Annotated in this window: 24 protein-coding genes and 2 riboswitches; of the genes, 13 read left to right on the plus strand and 11 right to left on the minus strand. The window is 45.3% G+C overall.

Annotation, left to right across the window (positions count from 1 at the left end):
- Positions 1-355: 355 nt before the first annotated feature.
- The 4 genes from BO53_RS0107320 to BO53_RS0107335 all read left to right on the plus strand — a co-directional run bounded on the left by BO53_RS0107320 (position 356) and on the right by BO53_RS0107335 (position 3,242).
- The gene (locus tag BO53_RS0107320; RefSeq protein WP_031546945.1) at positions 356-1,117 is read left to right on the plus strand and encodes a MerR family transcriptional regulator; all 762 of its coding nucleotides are present in this window, start codon (positions 356-358) and stop codon (positions 1,115-1,117) included.
- A gap of 30 nt (positions 1,118-1,147) precedes the next feature.
- A complete protein-coding gene (locus BO53_RS0107325) occupies positions 1,148-1,972 on the plus strand; it encodes an SDR family NAD(P)-dependent oxidoreductase (protein WP_031546947.1) in 825 nt (274 codons plus the stop codon).
- Positions 1,973-2,080: 108 nt separating this feature from the next.
- Positions 2,081-2,704: a hypothetical protein gene (locus BO53_RS0107330; protein WP_051683055.1), complete on the plus strand. Its 624-nt coding sequence runs from the start codon at positions 2,081-2,083 to the stop codon at positions 2,702-2,704.
- Positions 2,697-3,242: a redoxin domain-containing protein gene (locus BO53_RS0107335; RefSeq protein ID WP_169738739.1), complete on the plus strand. Its 546-nt coding sequence runs from the start codon at positions 2,697-2,699 to the stop codon at positions 3,240-3,242. The genes BO53_RS0107330 and BO53_RS0107335 overlap by 8 nt, the downstream gene beginning before the upstream one ends.
- Positions 3,243-3,292: 50 nt before the next feature.
- On the opposite strand, the gene BO53_RS0107340 is transcribed toward BO53_RS0107335, so the two are convergent.
- The 5 genes from BO53_RS0107340 to argF form a co-directional block, all read right to left on the minus strand.
- Positions 3,293-4,072, minus strand: coding sequence for a sulfite exporter TauE/SafE family protein (locus BO53_RS0107340; RefSeq protein WP_031546952.1), 780 nt, complete (start codon positions 4,070-4,072; stop codon positions 3,293-3,295).
- On the minus strand, positions 4,072-5,433 hold the full coding sequence (locus tag BO53_RS0107345) for an MBL fold metallo-hydrolase (protein ID WP_031546954.1): 1,362 nt from the start codon (positions 5,431-5,433) through the stop codon (positions 4,072-4,074). The genes BO53_RS0107340 and BO53_RS0107345 overlap by 1 nt, the downstream gene beginning before the upstream one ends.
- A gap of 61 nt (positions 5,434-5,494) precedes the next feature.
- Complete coding sequence (locus BO53_RS0107350) at positions 5,495-6,595, minus strand: DsrE/DsrF/DrsH-like family protein (protein ID WP_031546956.1); 1,101 nt, start codon at positions 6,593-6,595, stop codon at positions 5,495-5,497.
- Between the two features lie 114 nt (positions 6,596-6,709).
- Positions 6,710-6,985, minus strand: a complete 276-nt coding sequence (locus BO53_RS0107355; protein WP_245608218.1) for a metal-sensitive transcriptional regulator — start codon at positions 6,983-6,985, stop codon at positions 6,710-6,712.
- Positions 6,986-7,155: 170 nt separating this feature from the next.
- The gene (gene argF, locus BO53_RS0107360; RefSeq protein ID WP_031546960.1) at positions 7,156-8,151 is read right to left on the minus strand and encodes an ornithine carbamoyltransferase; all 996 of its coding nucleotides are present in this window, start codon (positions 8,149-8,151) and stop codon (positions 7,156-7,158) included.
- A 243-nt stretch (positions 8,152-8,394) separates the two neighbouring features.
- Between argF and guaC the strand changes: the two genes are divergently transcribed.
- Entirely contained in the window at positions 8,395-9,378 is a 984-nt protein-coding gene (guaC, locus tag BO53_RS0107365; RefSeq protein WP_031546961.1) for a GMP reductase, read from the plus strand.
- 79 nt (positions 9,379-9,457) lie between these two features.
- On the opposite strand, the gene BO53_RS0107370 is transcribed toward guaC, so the two are convergent.
- Positions 9,458-10,321: a prephenate dehydrogenase gene (locus BO53_RS0107370; protein ID WP_031546963.1), complete on the minus strand. Its 864-nt coding sequence runs from the start codon at positions 10,319-10,321 to the stop codon at positions 9,458-9,460.
- A 403-nt stretch (positions 10,322-10,724) separates the two neighbouring features.
- On the opposite strand from BO53_RS0107370, the gene aroF reads away from it, so the two are divergent.
- Together aroF and BO53_RS0107380 are read left to right on the plus strand one after the other, a co-directional pair.
- Positions 10,725-11,762 carry a 3-deoxy-7-phosphoheptulonate synthase gene (aroF, locus tag BO53_RS0107375; RefSeq protein ID WP_031546965.1) on the plus strand — a complete coding sequence of 346 codons (1,038 nt, stop codon included), beginning with the start codon at positions 10,725-10,727 and terminating at the stop codon, positions 11,760-11,762.
- An 18-nt stretch (positions 11,763-11,780) separates the two neighbouring features.
- Positions 11,781-12,074 (plus strand): chorismate mutase, encoded by a 294-nt coding sequence (locus tag BO53_RS0107380; RefSeq protein WP_031546966.1) that lies wholly within the window; start codon positions 11,781-11,783, stop codon positions 12,072-12,074.
- 26 nt (positions 12,075-12,100) lie between these two features.
- Here BO53_RS0107380 and BO53_RS0107385 read toward each other — a convergent pair whose 3' ends face one another.
- Positions 12,101-13,015 (minus strand): homoserine O-succinyltransferase, encoded by a 915-nt coding sequence (locus tag BO53_RS0107385; RefSeq protein WP_031546967.1) that lies wholly within the window; start codon positions 13,013-13,015, stop codon positions 12,101-12,103.
- Positions 13,016-14,293 carry an O-acetylhomoserine aminocarboxypropyltransferase/cysteine synthase family protein gene (locus tag BO53_RS0107390; RefSeq protein ID WP_031546968.1) on the minus strand — a complete coding sequence of 426 codons (1,278 nt, stop codon included), beginning with the start codon at positions 14,291-14,293 and terminating at the stop codon, positions 13,016-13,018.
- A gap of 66 nt (positions 14,294-14,359) precedes the next feature.
- Positions 14,360-14,456, minus strand: a riboswitch (SAM riboswitch).
- Positions 14,457-14,544: 88 nt separating this feature from the next.
- On the opposite strand from BO53_RS0107390, the gene BO53_RS0107395 reads away from it, so the two are divergent.
- The 3 genes from BO53_RS0107395 to BO53_RS0107405 all read left to right on the plus strand — a co-directional run bounded on the left by BO53_RS0107395 (position 14,545) and on the right by BO53_RS0107405 (position 16,733).
- The gene (locus BO53_RS0107395; protein WP_031546970.1) at positions 14,545-14,808 is read left to right on the plus strand and encodes a hypothetical protein; all 264 of its coding nucleotides are present in this window, start codon (positions 14,545-14,547) and stop codon (positions 14,806-14,808) included.
- Positions 14,808-15,551 carry an alpha/beta hydrolase gene (locus BO53_RS0107400; protein ID WP_031546971.1) on the plus strand — a complete coding sequence of 248 codons (744 nt, stop codon included), beginning with the start codon at positions 14,808-14,810 and terminating at the stop codon, positions 15,549-15,551. The genes BO53_RS0107395 and BO53_RS0107400 overlap by 1 nt, the downstream gene beginning before the upstream one ends.
- A 102-nt stretch (positions 15,552-15,653) precedes the next feature.
- A complete protein-coding gene (locus BO53_RS0107405) occupies positions 15,654-16,733 on the plus strand; it encodes a YkvI family membrane protein (protein ID WP_031546973.1) in 1,080 nt (359 codons plus the stop codon).
- A gap of 54 nt (positions 16,734-16,787) precedes the next feature.
- Here BO53_RS0107405 and BO53_RS0107410 read toward each other — a convergent pair whose 3' ends face one another.
- Positions 16,788-17,315, minus strand: coding sequence for a cysteine hydrolase family protein (locus BO53_RS0107410; RefSeq protein WP_031546975.1), 528 nt, complete (start codon positions 17,313-17,315; stop codon positions 16,788-16,790).
- A gap of 127 nt (positions 17,316-17,442) precedes the next feature.
- A riboswitch (guanidine-I (ykkC/yxkD leader) is annotated at positions 17,443-17,542 on the plus strand.
- 46 nt (positions 17,543-17,588) lie between these two features.
- On the opposite strand from BO53_RS0107410, the gene BO53_RS0107415 reads away from it, so the two are divergent.
- Both BO53_RS0107415 and BO53_RS0107420 read left to right on the plus strand, forming a co-directional pair.
- The gene (locus tag BO53_RS0107415) at positions 17,589-17,927 is read left to right on the plus strand and encodes a DMT family transporter (RefSeq protein ID WP_031546977.1); all 339 of its coding nucleotides are present in this window, start codon (positions 17,589-17,591) and stop codon (positions 17,925-17,927) included.
- Between the two features lie 2 nt (positions 17,928-17,929).
- Complete coding sequence (locus BO53_RS0107420) at positions 17,930-18,244, plus strand: DMT family transporter (RefSeq protein ID WP_031546979.1); 315 nt, start codon at positions 17,930-17,932, stop codon at positions 18,242-18,244.
- A 5-nt stretch (positions 18,245-18,249) separates the two neighbouring features.
- Here BO53_RS0107420 and BO53_RS0107425 read toward each other — a convergent pair whose 3' ends face one another.
- The gene (locus tag BO53_RS0107425) at positions 18,250-19,140 is read right to left on the minus strand and encodes a LysR family transcriptional regulator (protein ID WP_031546980.1); all 891 of its coding nucleotides are present in this window, start codon (positions 19,138-19,140) and stop codon (positions 18,250-18,252) included.
- 102 nt (positions 19,141-19,242) lie between these two features.
- Between BO53_RS0107425 and BO53_RS0107430 the strand changes: the two genes are divergently transcribed.
- Positions 19,243-20,232 (plus strand): YeiH family protein, encoded by a 990-nt coding sequence (locus tag BO53_RS0107430; RefSeq protein WP_031546981.1) that lies wholly within the window; start codon positions 19,243-19,245, stop codon positions 20,230-20,232.
- 30 nt (positions 20,233-20,262) lie between these two features.
- On the opposite strand, the gene BO53_RS0107435 is transcribed toward BO53_RS0107430, so the two are convergent.
- Positions 20,263-20,613: a YflT domain-containing protein gene (locus BO53_RS0107435; RefSeq protein ID WP_031546982.1), complete on the minus strand. Its 351-nt coding sequence runs from the start codon at positions 20,611-20,613 to the stop codon at positions 20,263-20,265.
- Between the last annotated feature and the right edge of the window lie 78 nt (positions 20,614-20,691).

Consider the following 20,691-nt stretch of genomic DNA (forward strand, 5'->3'; position numbering starts at 1 on the left):
ACAAATATACAGATTTATATTAATAAAGTCAATCTTATTTATCTGATATTTACAAATACGTTGGGCGGCTGCTATCTCTTGTATATTAGATAATATTAACGTTATAATAGTATGGCAATATAATTATAAGGGCTGTTTTTTCAGCTGATTAATATAATGCATCAAAAATTGATTAATAACACATTAATAACGCTTAATAAGTGCTACAAATTAGGTTTTTCGAGTTTTCGTTATGGCGTTCGCACCTTCGATATATTAACGATTCAATTTGATGTATCATTACTTTTATGGATGGTAGACACTCGTGTAAATAATGTTATAATTACGGTAACTATTTTATGGGAGAAGGTATATTATGAAAGAACTTAATCAAGCAGTATATTACACCACTGCTCAAGTGAAAGATAAGGTGGAGTTATCAGATCAGAATGTTCGAAAGTATGTCCGGCTGCTCGAGGACAGAAAGTATGAAGTAGCCAAAGATGAGCATAATAGAAGGTTGTTTTCACAAGGGGATGTAGAAGTCCTGAAAGCATTCATTAAGCTAGCGAAGCAGCCTGGCTATACTCTGGAAACGGCTGCAGATGAAATCATAGAACAAGTTCCAAGCATTGTCACCGAGAATTCCCAGCACATGCCTGCCAACGTTACCAATAGCGATATTAATCAGATGCTGGGTGTTGTCATGGATAAATTGGAAACGATGCAGCAGGAAAACAGGGAACTTAAGAATAATGTACATAGACTGGTGGAAAGGTTGGATGAGTATGGGAAGTATTCCCAGACGCTCTCACTTCAATACAGCGAAGAAGATAGAAATGAAGGATGGAAGCAAGGTGACGATTCCGATAACCATGAAGTCTTTGAAGAAGTCCAGCCTCAGGAGGCTCCACAAGTTGATGAGGAGGAAACTGAGGATCCGGAAGGAAGAACGATTTATACGAGTGATATTGAAGAATCGGAGAATGGTAATGCCTCCAATGTAGATATGAGCAACTATGCTGCTTCGGAAGAAGATGGAGAAAAAGAAGGTGCAGGTACGGCACCTCAGTCAGATAAACAAGATGAAGAAAAGGGCGGCTACTTCAGCAAACTGTTCAGCATGTTCAAAAAATAGAATCCAACCGGATATGAGTGAGGTTGAATTATGACAAAAGTGATATGGGTTACCGGGGCATCAAGCGGGTTTGGCATGGCCGTGGCAATGAAACTGTTGAAGGATACAGATCATATCATATGTGTAAGTGCGAGGAGAACGCATCTTCTAGAAGTGCTTGCCAGACAAGGCGCCAAGGTCTATCCACTGGATATTACAAAGACTGCTGAAATAGAAAGAGTCCGGAGGGCGATTGAGAAAGAATACGGCCCGATTGATGCAGTACTGGTGAATGCTGGTTTTGGTGTTTATGGACCTATTGAAGAAGTTCCTGAAGAAGCAATTAGGAGACAATTTGAAGTCAACGTCTTCGGAGCCGTCGAGACGGTTCGGGCTGTCCTGCCGTCGATGCGTCGGGAAAAGAGGGGGCGTATTGTGCTGACCAGCTCTTCAGCTGCACACGTTTCGAGTGCAGGGATGGGCTACTATGCTGCCACCAAACATAGTATTAAAGCAATTGGAACGGCATTAAGACAGGAAGTGGGGCACTTGGGAATTGACGTAGTGATGATTGAACCGGGGGTCGTAAAAACAGCTTTTGGACAGGTGGCACTGGATGAAAATTATATGGCGTCTAAATCCCCGGATTATCGTGCTCAGATGCGTGATTTGAAAGATTTCATGCTGAAGGCGTTTGACCGTGCTCCAGATTTGGATCACACCAGGGATGTGATGATCAAAGCCTTGCTTGAAGAGAGCGTAAACCCCATTTATCGGACTACCAAGGGTTCTTTTTTCTTGGGCTTCCTAAGCAGGGTGTTCCCTACAAGAATATATGATGTCATAGTGAAACAGGCGATTGGCCGGCTGCATTAGGTAATTGATGAAATTTCTGAAGCGATAAAGTGCAATTAGCTTTTAATGTATCGAAATTCATGGCATCATTATAAGCGTCTTTAAATCTATTTGAATTGGATTGATAGCATGTTTGAAACGTTTGATATCGGCAGCATATCCATACCTTCGGTCTATATGGCCATTTTATTATCCTTCATCGTCACCTACTTGATGTTATGGGAATCTGAGGATAAGAAAAGGCTGTTCAACGAATGGACGAATGCTATCATCATCCTGTTTTTGGTCTATAAGCTTACATACATACCGTTCAACTGGTTTGAGTTTATAAATAATCCAATGGGTGTGCTTTATTTCGATGGGGGTCCTGATGGTCTTCTAATGGCTCTGGCAGTAACTTTCTTCTACCTCTTCTACCGATCCCGGGGCTTGTTTTATGTGGAGGCCTATTGCATCTTCTCGGTCTCCCTACTTGCTTTCTATGGCGTACTGGAATTGAGGACCCTCCCCCAATGGCCTTATATCGCCCTGGCTATAATAACGCTTGCTGCATTGGTGCTGATCTACTTTATGTGGAGGCGTTTCAGGGTTATAATGTTCGTTACGGTAACGGTATTCATAATGCAGTTGTTGGGAAGGTTCTTCATATATAGTGGCCCTGAATCCTTAAGTATAAGCATTGTCCAATGGTGGATCATCATAAGTCTTATATATGTACTGTTATCGGCGAACAAGGGAGATGATGATGAGTAGGATGCGTCATGTCATCATTATCACCATATTACTTGGAGTGATTGGATTTACACTCTATGAGGCATTATCGAACAGTATGGGAGTGACCGGGAACCTTGATTCAAATCCGGAAGCCGGTCTTGAAATCGGTGCGAGGGCGCCTGATTTTACCCTTGGAACACTTGAGGGGGGAGAAGTGACGCTCAGTGAAGTTGGCAAGCCGGTCATGTTGAATTTTTGGGCCTCATGGTGTCCGCCCTGTAAGGCTGAAATGCCCCATATGGTCAATTTTTATGAATCTCATAATGATGATGTGGAAATCATTGCAGTAAATATGGTGCATCAGGAAAGCAACAGGGAAGACATGGAAACATTCCACGATGACTTTAAACTGAATTTCCCTATACCACTTGATGAAGATGGAATAGTGACGGAAATGTACCAAGTCAAGAGCATACCTACCTCTTATTTCATTAATTCAGATGGATACATCGAGTCGAAGTACATTGGTCCGATGACGGAACAGTCAATAGGCTCAGCTTTCGATAATATAGACTAAAAAAGGCACAGTGCATTTCTGCACTGTGCCTTTAGTGTATGATGATATATCTACATGAGGACTTCCGTCCATATCTTTACTGCTGTCCCCAAAATGAGTAGGGCCAACATCCATTGAAGAACCTTCGTGTTCATATTCTGCCCTGCCTTGGCACCTAAAGGTGCCGCAATGAGACTGGCTATGATCATGATGACAGCAGGACCATAAAGTACCTGATCCGTCACGACTTTACCGATTGTGGTGCCGATGGAGGAAATGAATGTGACGGCAAGGCTTGTGGCAATGGTTACCCTGGTAGGTATCTTAAGCACTACAAGCATAATCGGTACGAGTATGAACGCACCTGCAGCACCGACGATACCCGCTGCAGCACCGGTAATGAATGCGAGCGCAGCTGCCAGAGGACCATTGAAATCAAGGTCATCACCTGGATTGAATGGCACTTCCTTTTTTGGCAGGAACATCATGACTACAGCAATTGTTGCAAGTATTGCATATACGATGTCTATCTGTGTCTCGGTGAGGAATTCTGATCCGTATCCGCCCAGAAGACTGCCGATTAGGATGGCTCCGCCCATATAGGCGATCAATCTCATGTTCAAATAACCACTGCTCTTATATGCCCATACACCGGCAATCGTTGCAAAGAAAACCTGTACGGCACTGATGCCTGCCACCTCATGGGAGGTGAACGCAGCGATTCCAAGCATGGATGGAATATAAAGCAGCATCGGATACTTTATGATGGAGCCACCGATTCCTACCATCCCGGAGATGAAGGAACCGATGAATCCGATCAGAAAGATTGTGATGATGAAAGTGATGTCCATTAATTCATCGCTTCTTTAATGCCGGCATAGCCTTTTTCAATATTGACGACATTATCGAAGCCGCGCGCTTTTAGTGCACTCATTGCGATGGCTGAACGTACACCGGATTGGCAATGGACATAAATTGTGTCGTCTGTGTTGAATGGCACTTCTTTTTCGTCGAGATGACCAAAGTGGACATGATGTGCATTATCAAGGTTGCCTTCCTTATACTCGGAAGTGGAACGGACGTCCAGGATATGCTTATCTTCATGGTTTTTGACCAATTCTTCAGGTGTTACATTTTCGTAGGAATCATCGAAGTACTTGTCCGCTTTGTCTTCAGGGACGATCAGCTTAAGGTTGTCGAAACCAATGGATGCAAGATCTTCCTGAAGGGTTCTGCTGTATTCCGGATTCGCAATGACTGTCATCGGCTGATTATAATCCACATACCATCCTGCAAACTGAAGGAATTTTTCATTGTATGGGATGTTGATTGCGCCTTTTTTAAATCCTTTTTTGAATTCTTCCTTGCTTCTGAGATCGAACAGTTGGCCTGGAAGCGTATCAGGTGTCCCTACTTCGACTTCCTTCACTTTGAATTCAGGCAGGCCTTCTTTATTGACCTTCTTCATCTGTGCAAAGTAGCTTGGCGGCTCCGGCTGGTCACTCGTCAATTCTTTGATAAAGGCTTCTTTATCCTCGTATTCGAACACCCAGTTGTTTTTGCGCTCGTATCCAAGAGTGGACAATGGCACTGCACCAAGGGATTTACCGCACGCACTGCCGGCACCATGGCCTGGCCATACTTGCATGAAGTCAGGATAGTCGTTCATCTTCTTGAGGGAATCGAACATTGCGTTGGCACCTTCTTCAGTTGTGCCTTCCATTTTTGCTGCTTCTTCAAGCAGATCTGGACGGCCGATGTCCCCAACGAAAAGGAAATCCCCAGTGAAGATACCCATCGGCTCATCACTGCCGCCTCCACGGTCTGTCAGCACGAAAGAGATGCTTTCCGGGGTATGGCCTGGTGTGTGGATGACTTTCAGCTCGACATTACCGACATTGATGATGTCGCCGTCTTTGAGGTATACGGTATCTTCCGGCATATTTTCATATTTCCAGTTCTCGTCGCCTTCGTCAGATACGTATGCTGTCGCATTGAAGCGTTCTGCAGCGTCACGAAGGCCGGAAGCGAAGTCTGCGTGAATATGCGTTTCCGTCACCTGGGTGATGTTGAAGCCTTCAGCTTTAGCCACTTCCTCATATTCATCAATGACACGTTTTGGATCGATGATGATTGCTTCCTGTGTCTTCTGACAAGCTACCATATAAGAAGTCTGTGCAAGTTTTTTATCGAAGAATTGTTTAAAGAACATTATAAATACACTCCTTGAAATTTTGATTGATTGTTGTAGATGCGCGGGACAGCCTGTCCAATTATATGAAGAGGTTCAGGTTGCCGTTTTCCGCATCGCCGAGGTAGGTGCCTACGCCGCCGAAATTGACATTAGGGAGAAGCTCATCTTCATCAATGGCCATGATATCCATGCTCATTGTGCAGGCGACCATTTTGACGCCGAGTTTATCCGCTTTTTCGATCATTTCAGTAAGCGCGTCAACTTTCTTCTTCTTCATTACATATTGGATCATTTTGGATCCCAGGCCGAACATATTCATGTTGGATATTGGAAGTTTGGAAGCGGATTTTGGCATCATCATGCTGAATGCCTTATCCAGGCCGGATTTATTCTTTTTCGGTGCATTCGGGTCTTTGATGACATTGAGTCCCCAGAAAGTGAAGAACATGGTGACATCCTTGCCCATACTTTTTGCGCCGGTCGCAATGATGAATGACGCCAGTGCCTTATCCATATCTCCACTGAATACGACCATTGTTGCGCCATCTTTTGTTTCGACCATCTGATGGCCTTCGCCGGCAGCCTTGGCCTGTGGTGCATTCTTCTGCATCACTACTACAACCTTATCTTCTGATTTTTCATTTTTAAGAATGGTATTTCCAGTCTTGCGTGCCCATGCTTCGACATCCGTGCAGAAACCGAAGTCTGTGACCGTGATTTCCATCTGCTGTCCCGGCTCCAGTTCTCCCATCACTTCATTGACCTTAAGGAGAGGGCCTGGACATTGGAGCCCACTTGCTTCGACTTTTACCCGGTTTGGATCAAGTTCAACATTCTCAGTTGATGCTTCTGCAGTTTCGTCTACTGCTTCGTCTGCACTGTTGTATTTACCAGTGTATGCAGAGTAGCCTTCTTCAAGGTTCACTGCGTCGAAACCATTGCGTTTCAGTATTTCAACTGCATTTGCACCGCGTTTTCCGCGCTGGCAGTATACATGGATTTTCCTGTCTTTTGGAAGTTCTTCAAGGCGTTCTTCAATTTCATTGACGGATACATTGTCTGCCTCAGCAATGTGTCCCATTTCATATTCAAAAGGTTCCCTTACATCCAATAGATATTCATTTGCCTCGACCAGTTGGTCGGCATCATTAATGTGATACTTTGTTTGTGTGTTACTCATATTGCTAAATCATCCTCCTGTTTTTAATACCTATAGGGGTATAATAACAATGCTTTTTCAATTTGTCAAATACCTGTAGGGGTATTTTTTTAAAATAAATAAAAACAGATGGGATCATCTGCTCTTATTAAGCAATTCAACTGCTTCTTTGACGAGTTCGTCTGTATCTTCATCCGGATTGTTCATGGTCTCCCTCACGCACTGGACAAGGTTTTCGCTGACGATGACGTTCATTGTACGATTGAGTGCACTTTTCGCTGCGCTCAATTGGGTGACGACATCCTTGCAGTCCTTGCCTTCCTCAATCATTTTCAGTGCACCGTTGATTTGGCCCTGAAGCCGATTAATGCGATTGATTATAGCTTTATCGTAGACCGTCTGTTCTTCCAGTGTACCCAACAACATCACCTTCTTTATTTGATATATGAACATTATAAAGGGTGGAATTGCTTTTGTCAAATACCCCTAGAGGTATATGAAGACCAAGTGGTTCTCTTCCTTATATACCCGTGCGCGTATATATTACACATCAAAAAAAGAGCAACTGTGAAGTTGCTCTCCTAGTAGACGTCGCCGCAGGTTACAGCGAGTAGTGCTTTGATTGTATGCATGCGGTTTTCAGCCTGTTCGAAGACTTTTGAATAGCTGCTCCTGAATACTTCATCGGTCACTTCGAGTCCATCCACCCCGAATTTTTCATAGGCGAGTTTGCCTACATCGGTGGTTGTGTCATGAATTGCAGGCAGACAATGGAGGAAAATGGTGTTTTCCTTCCCGGTCATATCCATCATCTGCTGGTTGACCTGATATGGATGGAGAAGTTCATAGCGTTCCTCAAGTGCATCTTCTTCCCCCATGGAACACCAGACATCAGTGTATATGACGTCACTTCCATAGATGCCCTTTTCAACGTCTGAAGTGATCAGAGACCGGCTTCCCGACTGCTGCTGGAGCTCTTTGGCCAACTTCTGCACTGAAAGTGCAGGCTGTAGGGACTCGGGCGCCACGATATTGATGTTCACTCCAAGGATGGCACCCGTCACGAGAAGAGAATGGGACATGTTGTTTCTGCCATCCCCTACAAAAGTGACTGTTTTTCCATGGTATGTGCCGAGGTGTTCCTTTATCGTCAGAAAGTCAGCCAGCATCTGGGTGGGGTGCCATTCGTTTGTGAGGGCGTTCCATACGGGGACGCCGGCATGCTCACCGAGCTCCTCGACGGTTGACTGTTCAAACCCCCTGAAGGCGATGCCGTCAAACATCGATCCCAGTACTTTTGCCGTATCCTCGACAGATTCCTTGGCCCCGAGCTGCATGTCGTTCTTGCTTAAGTATTCCACGTTTGCCCCGAGTTTGCTCGCTGCCACTGTAAAGGCTGAGCGTGTACGTGTCGACTGCTTCTCGAAGATAAGAGCAATATGTTTGCCGCTCATGAAACGCTGAGGAATGCCATGCTTTTCCTTTGTCTTCAAGTGTTCCGCAAAGTCGATCAGGGTTTCCAGCTGATCTTTATCGAAGTCATATTCCTTCAAAAAATTCTTGCCATAAAAATTGATGAGTTTTAATTGCTTCGCCGCCCCAAGTAATCATCTCCCTGAAAAGTATTTAACGACAATTATACATGAATATAAGCAAAAATCAAATAATTATTTAAATTAATGCATAAATACATACAAATATTCATTGTATGTTATATATGATATGTACCTTGACTTTAGGCTGCAAATATCATAAACTACCGAATGGCGAACTTAATAAAGTTATTTTGAGAAAATATTCGTATTATGAGGAGAATTCCAATGGAAAATGTATTTGATTATGAAGATATACAGTTGATTCCGAATAAATGTATAGTGGACAGCCGATCAGAATGTGATACATCCGTAAAGCTGGGAAGGCATTCATTTAAACTGCCTGTTGTCCCTGCGAACATGCAGACAATCATTGATGATAGAATCGCCCTCAAACTGGCACAGGAAGGCTATTTTTACATCATGCACCGTTTCCAGCCGGAGAAACGCATGGACTTCATCAGAACGATGAAGGGCAAGGGGCTGATCACTTCCATCAGTGTTGGGGTCAAGGAAGAGGAATTCGACTTTGTCGATCAGCTGGAAAAAGAAAGCCTTGTGCCTGACTATATTACGATAGATATCGCCCATGGACATTCGAACAGCGTCATCAGGATGATCCAGTATATCAAGGAGCACCTGCCTGGAACCTTCCTGATTGCAGGGAATGTGGGTACACCTGAAGCAGTCCGTGAGCTTGAGCATGCAGGAGCGGACGCTACAAAAGTAGGCATTGGACCCGGGAAGGTATGCATTACGAAGATAAAAACAGGATTTGGCACAGGAGGCTGGCAGCTGGCGGCTTTAAGATGGTGTGCAAAAGCAGCTTCAAAACCCATCATTGCCGACGGCGGCATAAGGACGCATGGTGACATTGCCAAATCCGTGCGCTTTGGGGCCTCCATGGTGATGATCGGTTCGCTGTTTGCGGGACATGAGGAGTCACCGGGGGAAACTGTGGAGAAGGACGGCAAGAAATATAAGGAATATTTCGGTTCCGCTTCAGAGTTCCAGAAGGGCGAGAAGAAGAATGTGGAAGGCAAGAAGATGTATGTCGAGTACAAAGGCTCCCTCAGTGATACATTGAAGGAAATGGAACAGGATCTTCAATCCTCCATCTCCTATGCCGGGGGCGATAGCCTGGATGCGATCCGCACAGTAGATTATGTAATGGTTAAAAACTCAATCTTCAATGGGGATAAAGTGTACTGATCAGAAAAAGCCATTCTTTGTTGAACTGCCCCCAGTGTTGGACAGAGTCCAATACTGGGGGCAGTTTTTCATATGGATGCTATTCGGAATCCGGAAGCTCAAGGTTATGCAGGTCATGATACCTGCGTCTGGCTTCTATCATCATTTCCTTCATCGTATCGACATCTTCCGTTTCAATCGCGTCTTTAAGGAGGTCCATCTGTGATTTGAAGCGATCGATATGGTCGAGCAGATAGTCCTTGTTCATGATGAACAGTTCCGGCCATAGGTTTTCATTGATATTGGTGATGCGCGTCAGATCCCTGTAGCTGTCCCCTGTATACTGTTTTGTGTTCCTCTGTACATCATCACTGTTTATGAGAGACAACGCAATGACATGTGCCAGCTGGCTTGTAAAACCGATGACATCATCGTGGAACTCGGGCGTTACGGAGGAAACATTCTTGAATCCCATCCTTTTGACGAGGGAGGTCAGCAGTTCAATGTTTGAATCCTTGTTGCTGTCTGTCAATGTAAACAGATAATTCGCGCCCTTGAAGACTTCGCCACTGGCGTATTTCAATCCTCTGTTCTCCCTGCCGGCCATGGGATGGCCGAAGACGAAGTCTGCTGATTCGGGCAGAAGCGGTTCGATCTGTCCGATTATTGAGCGTTTTACACCGGTGACATCCGTCAGAATGACGTTTTCCTTTAGGAGGGGTATATATTTTTCTACCAATGTTTTCAGTATGAGTGGATATACTGCAAAAATGATCAGATCTGCATGGGGCAGGATTTCTTCGGGTTCGGTGAATCCTTGATGGATGATGCCTTCCCGTTCAGCATGCTGCAGTGTACTTTCATCTACATCAATCGCATATACAGTGTGTTCGTCTGCATTTTCCTTTAGGGACAAGGCGAACGAACCACCAATGTTTCCGAGGCCAACTATGACAATATTCATTCCTCTACCTCCACTTTTCTTCGTATTAGAGTAGTATAAACATAATTATTTTCTAAAGCAATATCGATATTTCTGACAATTCTGTATTGACAAAATAATTTTAGGGGGATATAATGACTCTCAACACATCTCAAAAGAGGCGATTATATGTTACTCACTAAACAACAACAACATAATCGATTTTACTTTAGCTATTTTTGATACCGTTTGTACCCATCATTGCGTACAAACGTAAAACAAATTTGTTTGTATCAGTGATGGCTAAAGCATTTTGTGATGTCTAGCCATTTATATAAATAAGTGGCTAGGGTTCAGGTATATCTTTTTATCAAATTCCACCGCCACTTATTATATAAATAAGTGGCGGTTTTGTTATACAAATTCTATTGGGAGGTTTTTTATTATGATAATTCATGTTGCGCATAATGCAAAAGAGCAGGAAATCCAGGAGCTGGTCAAGAATATAGAAGGAGCTGGTTTCGGGGTGAACCGTTCGGACGGCAAGAACCGGACAGTTATCGGATTGATTGGTGATACTTCAAGAGTGACGGAGAATGACTTTGCAAAATACAAGATTGTGGATGCTGTCCACCGTATCCAGGCACCTTACAAGAAGGCGAACAGGCAGTTCCACGAAGACGACAGTGTGATTGACATCGATGGTGTCAAAGTTGGGGCTGAAAACTTCATGGTATGTGCAGGTCCATGCTCTGTAGAGAACGAAGACGATATGGTTGCGCTTGGCAAGAAGCTTAAAGCAGCAGGTGCAAATACATTCCGCGGAGGCGCCTTCAAACCAAGGACGTCCCCATACGCTTTCCAGGGCCTTGGCCTTGAAGGACTGCGCATCCTGAACGTCGTAAAAGAGGAAACAGGACTGCCAATCGTATCTGAACTGATGTCCACCGACTACATCGATGATTTCGTCGAATCAGTGGATGTGATCCAGGTGGGGGCCCGCAACATGCAGAACTTCGATTTGCTGAAGGCAATCGGCGAGACGGATAAACCGGTATTGCTGAAGCGTGGCATGTCGGCAACGATGAAAGAATGGTTGATGTCTGCAGAATACGTCATGGCGGGCGGCAATGACAATGTCATCTTCTGTGAAAGAGGAATCCGCACTTTCGAAACCGCCACACGGAATACACTGGACATCCAGGCGGTGCCGGTCATCCAGAAAGAGTCCCACCTGCCTATCGTCATTGATCCTAGCCACGCAGCGGGTGTGAGGCACCTCATCCCATCAATGGCCAAAGCAGCAGTGATGGCGGGGGCGAACGGTCTTCAGATAGAAGTGCACGAAGATCCTGAAAATGCATGGAGCGACGGACAACAGTGCCTGACTCCAGATGAATTCGGAGAACTGATGCAGACAGTCAATATGCTGCTTGACATCGAAAAGAAAACAGCAGCTGGAAAACAGATCGTCCAACAATAAAATTAAGGAGGGATGGCCATGAATGAACATGAAAAATTGAGGCATAGAATCGATGAGCTGGATGCAGAACTGATTGCATTATTTGAAGCAAGAATGGAAGTTGCAAGCCATATTGCCGAATACAAATTGGAAAATGACATTCCTGTATTTGATGAAACGCGGGAAGAACAGGTCGTTTGTAAAAATGTAGGAAGATTACAGGACCAGAGCTTGGAGGTTTATGCAGATTCGTTTTTCAGGCACCTCATGGCACTCTCCAGAAAACGGCAACATGAAAACCTCAGGAACTACACACTCTCCCATAAACTATAAAGAATAGCCTGCGATGTTATCGCAGGCTATTCTAATTCTGTCAGGTCATAATAGGTGTTCTGGTAGGTTTCGTTGATCCAGTTGCTGAAAAGAAGATGTCCATGGCTTTTCCAACTGAATATTGGTGTGGCCGTCGGATTGTCCTCGGGGAAGTAGTTGTGGGGGAGGGCAATCTCGCGCCCCCCTGCCAGATCACGGTCATATTCATTCTTCAGCGTGTCCCGCTCGTATTCCAGATGGCCAAATATGAACAGGTCTCGCTGATCTTTTGTACTCAGGATGTCCGGTCCGAACTGCGGATGTGATGTGAGTATATTCAAATCGTCAATATTCTCTATCGCCTCCATATCAATCTGTGTATGCCGCGACTGGGGGACCTGGTAGACATCATCAAATCCCCTTAGAAGCGGATGGGTAGGGATCAGGTTGTTGTAGTCGAATACTCCGAACAGTTTGGTCGGCAATATGGATTTCTGTATGCCGAAGTAGTGGTTGAGGGCAAACTGTGCTCCCCAACAGATGAAGAACCTGGAGAACACATGGGTCCTCGACCACTCGATGATATCCCGCAGTTCTTCGATATAATCCACCTGATCGAAATCAAGTTTCTCCACCGGTGCTCCTGTGACAATCATGCCATCATATCGTCGATTGCGTACCTCCTCCAGATTATGATAATACTTCTGGAGGTGGCTGGTCGGCGTATTCCTGCTGTGGTGTGTGCTCATATACATGAAGTCGATATCGATCTGCAGCGGTGTGTTCCCGAGCAGACGCAAAAGGTGAAGTTCCGTTTCTTCCTTTTTCGGCATCAAGTTCAAAATGAGCATGCGAAGCGGGCGTATATCTTGCGTATGCGCCCGGGTTGCTTCTATAGTATATACATTTTCCTTATGGAGGCGCTCCCGGACCGGGAGCCCTTCAATAATTTTAATAGGCATTTAAATCGCATCCAGACCTTTTTTTAGATCGTCTATGATGTCATCCACATGCTCCAATCCGACAGACAGACGGATCATTTCCGGTCTTACGCCACCTGCCAGCTGTTCATCTTCCTTAAGCTGGGAGTGGGTTGTGGAAGCCGGGTGGATGACGAGTGACTTGGCATCTCCGACATTGGCAAGCAGTGAGAAGAGTTCGAGGGATTCTATGAACGTCTTTCCGGCTTCATACCCGCCTTTGACACCGAATGTAAATATGGAGGAAGCACCTTTCGGCAGATATTTCTTCTGGAGCTCATGATACTCGCTGGATTCGAGTCCAGCATAGTCGACCCATTCCACTTTTTCATGGTTTTCCAGGAATTCTGCAACCGCTTTTGCATTCTCCACATGTCTTTCCATCCGGAGCGACAATGTTTCAATCCCTTGTGTGAGCAGGAATGCGTTGAATGGAGAAAGTGCTGCTCCGGTATCCCTAAGCAGGGTGGTACGGATTTTGAATGCATAGGCAGCAGGCCCGAATGCTTCAGTGAAAACAAGGTCGTGATAGGATGCATCCGGTTCTGTGAGACCCGGGAACTTTCCGTTGTCCCAGTTGAAGTTTCCGCCATCGACGATTACGCCCCCGATGGAAGTGCCGTGGCCGCCAAGGAACTTTGTGGCTGAATGAACAACAACATGTGCACCGTGCTCGATCGGACGGCAGAGGTACGGAGTAGCGAATGTATTATCCACGATAAGTGGTATACCATTATCCTCCGCGATTTTCGCCAATGCCTCCAAATCTTCTACATTGCCTTCCGGATTGCCGATGGTCTCTACAAAGATAGCCTTTGTATTCTCCTTGATTTCACGTGAAACATTTTCAGGATCTTTCGCATCGACAAGGCTCGTTTCAATACCGAACTTTTTGAAGGTGTGGGTGAATAGTGTATGGGTCCCCCCATACAGGCTGGCGGAGGAGACGATGTGGTCTCCGGTGCTTGCTACAGCCTGGATGGCGTATGTAATGGCAGCCATGCCGGATGCAACGCCAAGGCCGGCGACGCCGCCTTCAAGTTCTGCAACACGTGTCTCCAAAGCGGCAGTTGTCGGATTCATGATACGGGTATAGATGTTGCCTACATCCTGCAAGCCGAACAGTTCTGCAGCATGCTTAGTATCATCAAATACGTAGGAAGTCGTCTGGTAGATGGGAAGCGCGCGTGAATTTGTAGTAGGGTCCACTTCTTGTCCGGCGTGAAGCTGTTTTGTTTCGAAACGATGATTCTCTGTCATTATTCATTCCTCCAGTGATATATTATAAAAAAGAGCCTGCCCAAAGATTAAGGGAGACTCTCGAGTCACTCATCTTTCAGGAACGTACCTGTTGGATTTAGCACCTTACCTAAAAGGTTGCCGGGCTTCGCAGGGCCAATCCCTCCACCACTCTGGATAAGCAAATATTTGATTAGGGACTATGTTACTATAAGGTCAGTTAATTTGTCAAATACTTTTAAAAATTTAAATAACGTAAAAGGAGGATGCATATGTACGATATTCTTATCGTCCTTTTGATGCTTGTGGCACTTCTTCTTTTCGTCTGGAGCCGCCTTCAACTGAACAGGACCAAAAAAAGCATGACTTCACATAATTATGCTGAAGAAATTTATCACCAGGTTTCAAAAGACAGAAGAGCGGGGAAGACGAGAGGCGAAGTAATCGAAGTGCTGAAGAAGAACTACGGACTGGATCAGCATGAAGCGGAATACATATACCGCCGTACTGCAGATGAACGAAAGGGGAATGGCTGATGAAAATTGTGGAACCCGAACCTCTAAAATATGAAGGTGGTACCAGAGCAGTTATGCTGCTGCATTCTTTCACAGGTACTGTCAGGGATATGAAGCCATTGGCGCAGCACCTTCACCAGCATGGATATACTGTCCATGTCCCGAGTTTTGAAGGGCATGGCATGGGACCTTCAAAGCTCGTCGAAACCGGTCCCTCAGACTGGTGGCAGGATGTCCTGGATGAATATCGTTTCCTCAAGGATAAGGGGTACGAAAACATTGCAGTTGGCGGTGTATCCCTTGGGGGTGTATTGGCCCTCAGGGCAGCAGAAAAGCTTGAAGCCATCAATGGTGCTGTAAGCATGTCCGTCCCGCAGGGCAAGGATGTCCAAGATATAAACAGGAGGGTGTTGAGCTATACAAAGAATTTCTTGAAGTTTATGGGGGAAGATGAAGAAAAGGTCAGGGAAGCAGTCGACTACTACAGGGATCATCCGATGGGCAGCCTTGAGGACTTCCGGAAGCTGATCGATGAAGTACATGAAAATCTGGGGCATATCGATGTTCCCGTAGCGGTCAAATATGGAGAAAAAGATGCAGAATTATATATGGAGAGCGCTAAGAGTATATATGAAAACATCGACCATAGTGGAAAGGAAATCAAGTCTTATGAAAATAGTGGTCATCTGATGACGAGAGGGAGGGACCAGGAGGCGCTTTTTGATGATATCCGCACATTCTTTGACGCGCTCGACTGGCAGTGATGAATATGAATTGCTGCAGCAGAGACTTTCTTCATTTGCCAATATAACGCAATAAGTTTAATATGAAGTTACTGTGTTTTTAAAATTTTTGGAGAATTTGGAGTGGTCAAATTGCAGGATTTCAGACAGTCCTTGAAAATAGGCTTCGCCTATACGGGGGTAGTAGTGGGGGCAGGGTTCTCCACTGGACAGGAGATACTACAGTTTTTCACCAATAATGGAGCAATGAGTGTCTTTGCAATATTACTTTCCGGTCTTTTGATTCTTTTTACAGGCAAGTGGACCGCGGATGTCGGCTTTGATATCAAGGCGGAATCCCATGTGGATTCCCTCTTGAACATGTTTGGCAATACATTCGGTCGGATTATCGACATTGTGCTTGCGTTTTTCCTATACGGAGTAGCCGTGATCATGTTTGCAGGTGCAGGCTCGACTTTTTATGAAAGTTTCGGCGTAGCACCATGGATCGGTTCGCTGGTACTGATCATCGGTGTCTATATCACATTGAATATGGGCTTCAGCCGAATTGTACTGGCGCTGGGGGCCATTACACCGTATCTGCTTGCACTCGTGGTCATCATTGCTGTTGTCAATTTCCTGAATCCAGCCGTGTCACTCGGCGAAGTGGATCAGTATGCACAGCCTGGTGAAACCACGTTCGGACCATGGTGGTGGGATGCGATTACATATAGTGGCTTTACAATCGCTGTAGCATTCAGCTTTTTGACGATGATGGGATCCGATTCCAGTTCAAGGAAAGTTGCAGGGTTGGGTGGGCTTATAGGAAGCATCATTATCATCCTGCTTATGTTCCTCATCAATAATGGCCTGTTGGCACGTATGGACCAGGTCAATGAATTCGAATTGCCGATGCTGCTTCTGGCCACTGAAATCCATCCAGTGCTCGGATTTCTACTATCGATAGCGATGCTGCTGGTCATATATAATACAGCCGTCGGCATGCTCTATCCTTTTCTCGTACGATTCAGCCAACCGAAAAGCCGCCGTTACAATATTATGCTGCCAATAGCATTGATTCTGGGTTACATCCTCAGCTTTGTCGGTTTTGCTGACCTCGTGGGGACCGTTTATCCGGTAATGGGCTATGTAGGATTATTACTTGGTATTGCCATGTTCCTCAAGTGGCTCAACCTCATGGTGGCGAAAAAAGTGCCTCAATGATGAGAAACGCCCCCGAAAGTCGTGCCGCAACCAACTTTCGGGGGTGCTTCTTCGTTATTCATCCTCTCCTATAATGAAGACATTCATATTCGAAAGGACATCAATTGTCTTGTCATGGAGTGTTCTATCAGTGCTGGCTGATAGATCCTTGTTGAGCGTAATATCCGCCTGGGGGAAAATGTTCTGGATGACCATGATGTTTGCGAGGACGCAGACATTCGTCTCTGCACCGACAAATTCAATGGTCCGGTTGGTCTCCACTTCATCTCCATAGTTTTTTTGTATCTTTCTCGCTTCTTCGGGAGGGATGCCATAGAATGTCTTTACATATTCATCCCCGTGGGTTTCAAGCAGCTCACGGAACTGTGGGAAAATCTCTTCGTCAAAACGAATACTTTCCAGGCTCCGCTTATCCTGTTCGAATTCCGGATAGAGATTGCGTGTATATAGGATGGATTCGCCATTATCTATGGCCTGCCGGATACGTGCTTCAATGCCGTCCCGCACTTCTTTTGTGGAATTTGCGTATCCTGTTCCCCTTTCGTCGAAAATATCATTTTGGACATCTATTACGATGAGCATTCGATCTACTCCTTCATATTGGGAATCAATTGTGGATTCATGTTAACCATTTACCCACTTAATGTGCTTTCATACCGTCAGCCTTGAAATTCGTCCCTATTTTGGGTTACCATATACATAATCATATAAAAAGGTTGCCTAGGGTTCCGACATTTGAAGATGGGCCTGGTCCGAGAGGCGGCACATGAAGTTTATTCATGACACGGAAGGATAAAAGCCTGGGAGAGAATGCCATTCTCTTTCGGGCTTTTTTAATTTCACAGGAGGTAGAATATGACGAGGCAATGGATCAAAGTTGTAATCGCAAGTATTTTTGAAGTGGGATGGGTGATTGGCCTCACTCATTCAACGACATGGTATGAATGGATTGGCACCCTGGTTGCCATCTTTTTGAGCTTCTATCTGATGATAGATGCAGGCAAATATTTGCCGGTCGGCACGGTTTACGCCGTCTTTGTCGGTCTGGGTGCGTTCGGAACGGTGTTTTCGGAAATCATTCTTTTCGGCGAACCTTTCGTTCCCCTTAAGATTGTTCTAATTTCACTCATACTTGTTGGTGTCATCGGATTGAAAGTCGTGACGGATGACAATGCAGACAGGGAGGCAGGATGAATATGGCATGGGTATCACTTATTGTAGCAGGACTGTTTGAAGTATGCGGTGTACTATCGATAAATAAACTGCATAGGGACAAATCCTTATTCTCACTCATTCTACTGCTGATATTTTTCGGCTTATCCTTTTTCTTCCTGTCGCTCGCACTTGAAGTATTGCCGATGGGGACCACCTATGCGGTATGGACAGGCATCGGGGCCTCTGGTGGGGCACTGCTCGGCATGGTGTTCTTTGGGGAGTCGAAGGATTGGAAGCGCATCTTCTTCATTATGCTCATCATCTTTGCGGTAGTTGGATTGAAGTTGATCTCCTGATGCGCTCAACTTGAAACTTCATGGGACTCAATACTCGTTTCATTAAGCAGATTGAGCAGGGCGAGTGTGCTGGTCGATTGGAATCTGACGTCCGGTGTGAGCAGGTAGAAGTACCTGTCGAGTGACATATCATTATAATTGATGTGCTGCAGCCTTCCAGTCTCGAGTTCATGATGGATGGTGTGCTTCGACAGCAGTGAAAGGCCGATGCCGCTTGCTACAACATTCTTGATCGCCTGGGTACTGCTCAAGGTGATTGTTTTGGGACGAATGCCGAGACGTTCGAAAACCTGCTCCTGAAAATGCCGGATACCGGAGCCTTCTTCGCGGATCAGCCAAGTCCTCTCTTCCAGTGTCTGGAGGGAGGGGGAAGCGGGCAAGGCGGCATCCCCTATGATGTACATGGCATCTTTGAGAAGCCGGGTAATGTTGACTCTGGGATCGGTGATCTCATCTTCAATAATGCCTATATCAAGGTTAGAGGATTTTATACCTTGCATAATGGCTGCCGAATTGCTGATATGGACCTCAGGTATTATTCCCGGATATTTCTTAACAAGTTTCGCAAGTATGGAGGGAAGAATATACTCTCCATAAGTGTAGCTTGCCCCAATCTGAATCGGGCCCTTCGTCTCTTCCTGAAGGTCGTGGATGAGGTGATGCATCCTTGCTTCGAGAGATATCATCTCTTTGACGTGATGATAATATATCTCTCCTGCTGGATTCAGTCTAATTCCACGGGTCGACCGTTCAATCAATGTAATATCAAGCTCTTCCTCAAGCTGTTTGATGTAGTCCGAAACTGCGGGTTGGGTCATGTGAAGCATATTCGCCGCCCGTGTGAAACTTCTTTCCTCAACAACTGCGACGAATACCCTTGCTGTCTGATTAATCATGTTAAAACCCTTTCCATAACCTATTAGTTATAAATAATATTATTATATACTATTTCACTTATGCTTCCTACCACTCTATCATGAGGTACGGAGGCGTATATTATGAGAGTTGAAAAGCCACAATTTTGGTATGGCATTCTTTTTACATTCTGCATAGCAGTACTCAGTTTCGGAATCGCCCAATTGCCGGGTTTCAACTATATTGGGCCACTGGCGACTGCAATTATCCTTGCATTCATATACAGGCAGATTTTTGGCTACCCTGACAAGCTGAGATCGGGCATACAATTTTCAGCAAAGATACTGCTACGTGCAGCAATCATTCTGTATGGGCTGAAACTCAATATAGATACTGTATTCAGTGAGGGGCTGCCACTTTTGATGAAATCAGCGATTGTCATTGTTCTGGCCATCCTCCTGTCCTATACTCTGACGAAAATCTTCAAAGCCGATATGACCCTTTCCATGCTGCTTGGAGTGGGGACGGGTGTATGCGGTGCTGCTGCCATTGCTGCAGTTGCTCCCATCATCAAAGCGAAGGATGAAGACACTGCGGTGAGTGTAGGCATCATTGCACTGCTGGGGACGGTATTCTCAGTTTTCTTTCTCATCGTCCGTCCCTATCTGCCGGTGGATGATGTGCTTTATGGAATATGGTCGGGTTTAAGCCTGCATGAACTCGCGCACGTAGCGCTTGCTGCAGAGCCAGCTGGTGAAGAGGCGCTGGCGTTCGCATTGCTCGCCAAGCTTTCAAGGGTCTTTTTGCTTGTGCCCCTATGCTTTATCTTCATCTGGTATATGAGGCGGAAACAGAGCAGGACAGGAGAGGCCAAAGTGGCTTTTCCATATTTCCTCATCGGATTCGTAGTGATGAGTCTGGTGAATAGTTATGTATTGGGGGATATTGTGAGTTTTTCTGAAGGGTTCATGACTCTTATCTCCAATCTGACTACATTGTTGCTGACGATGGCGATGATTGCACTTGGACTGAACATCAATATGAGGGATATGGCTGGCCGTACATCAAGGCCATTTGGAATCATACTATTTGTTTCCATAGTAATTGCCATAACTGTATATATTATAAAATAAAACCGTTTCCTGAAAGGAAACGGTTTTACTCTAGGCGAGATATTGTTCGACACTGTCGTTGTTTGTAACAATCAGGAATACCTTTCCTTCATCCATTTCACTTTCATAGCTCTTAGCTTCGGATTCTGAAAAACCGAGATTCTGAAGCTGTTTACGGAGAAGGTCGCCTTTTTTCTCGAATGTAGATTTTACTGCTTCGCCGACGCCCATTTCACTCAGGCCGACCGTGCTGACGCCTGCGTTGTCTGCAATGCGTTTGGTACGGTCATCGTCGTGGGAGATGACATAGATGTCATCTGCGCTTACATCTTTGGAAGTGAGTTTACTAATATCGTCTTGGAGTGCTTCGTCATTTGTATACGGTTTGATGAATGGTTTCATGTGCGTGATTCCTCCTAAGTGTATTGATATTAACGATTCACAGGAATAATTCCCCATTATCCTCTTGTTAAACATGGC

The organism is Salinicoccus luteus DSM 17002 (assembly GCF_000712035.1).
Classification (GTDB): domain Bacteria; phylum Bacillota; class Bacilli; order Staphylococcales; family Salinicoccaceae; genus Salinicoccus; species Salinicoccus luteus.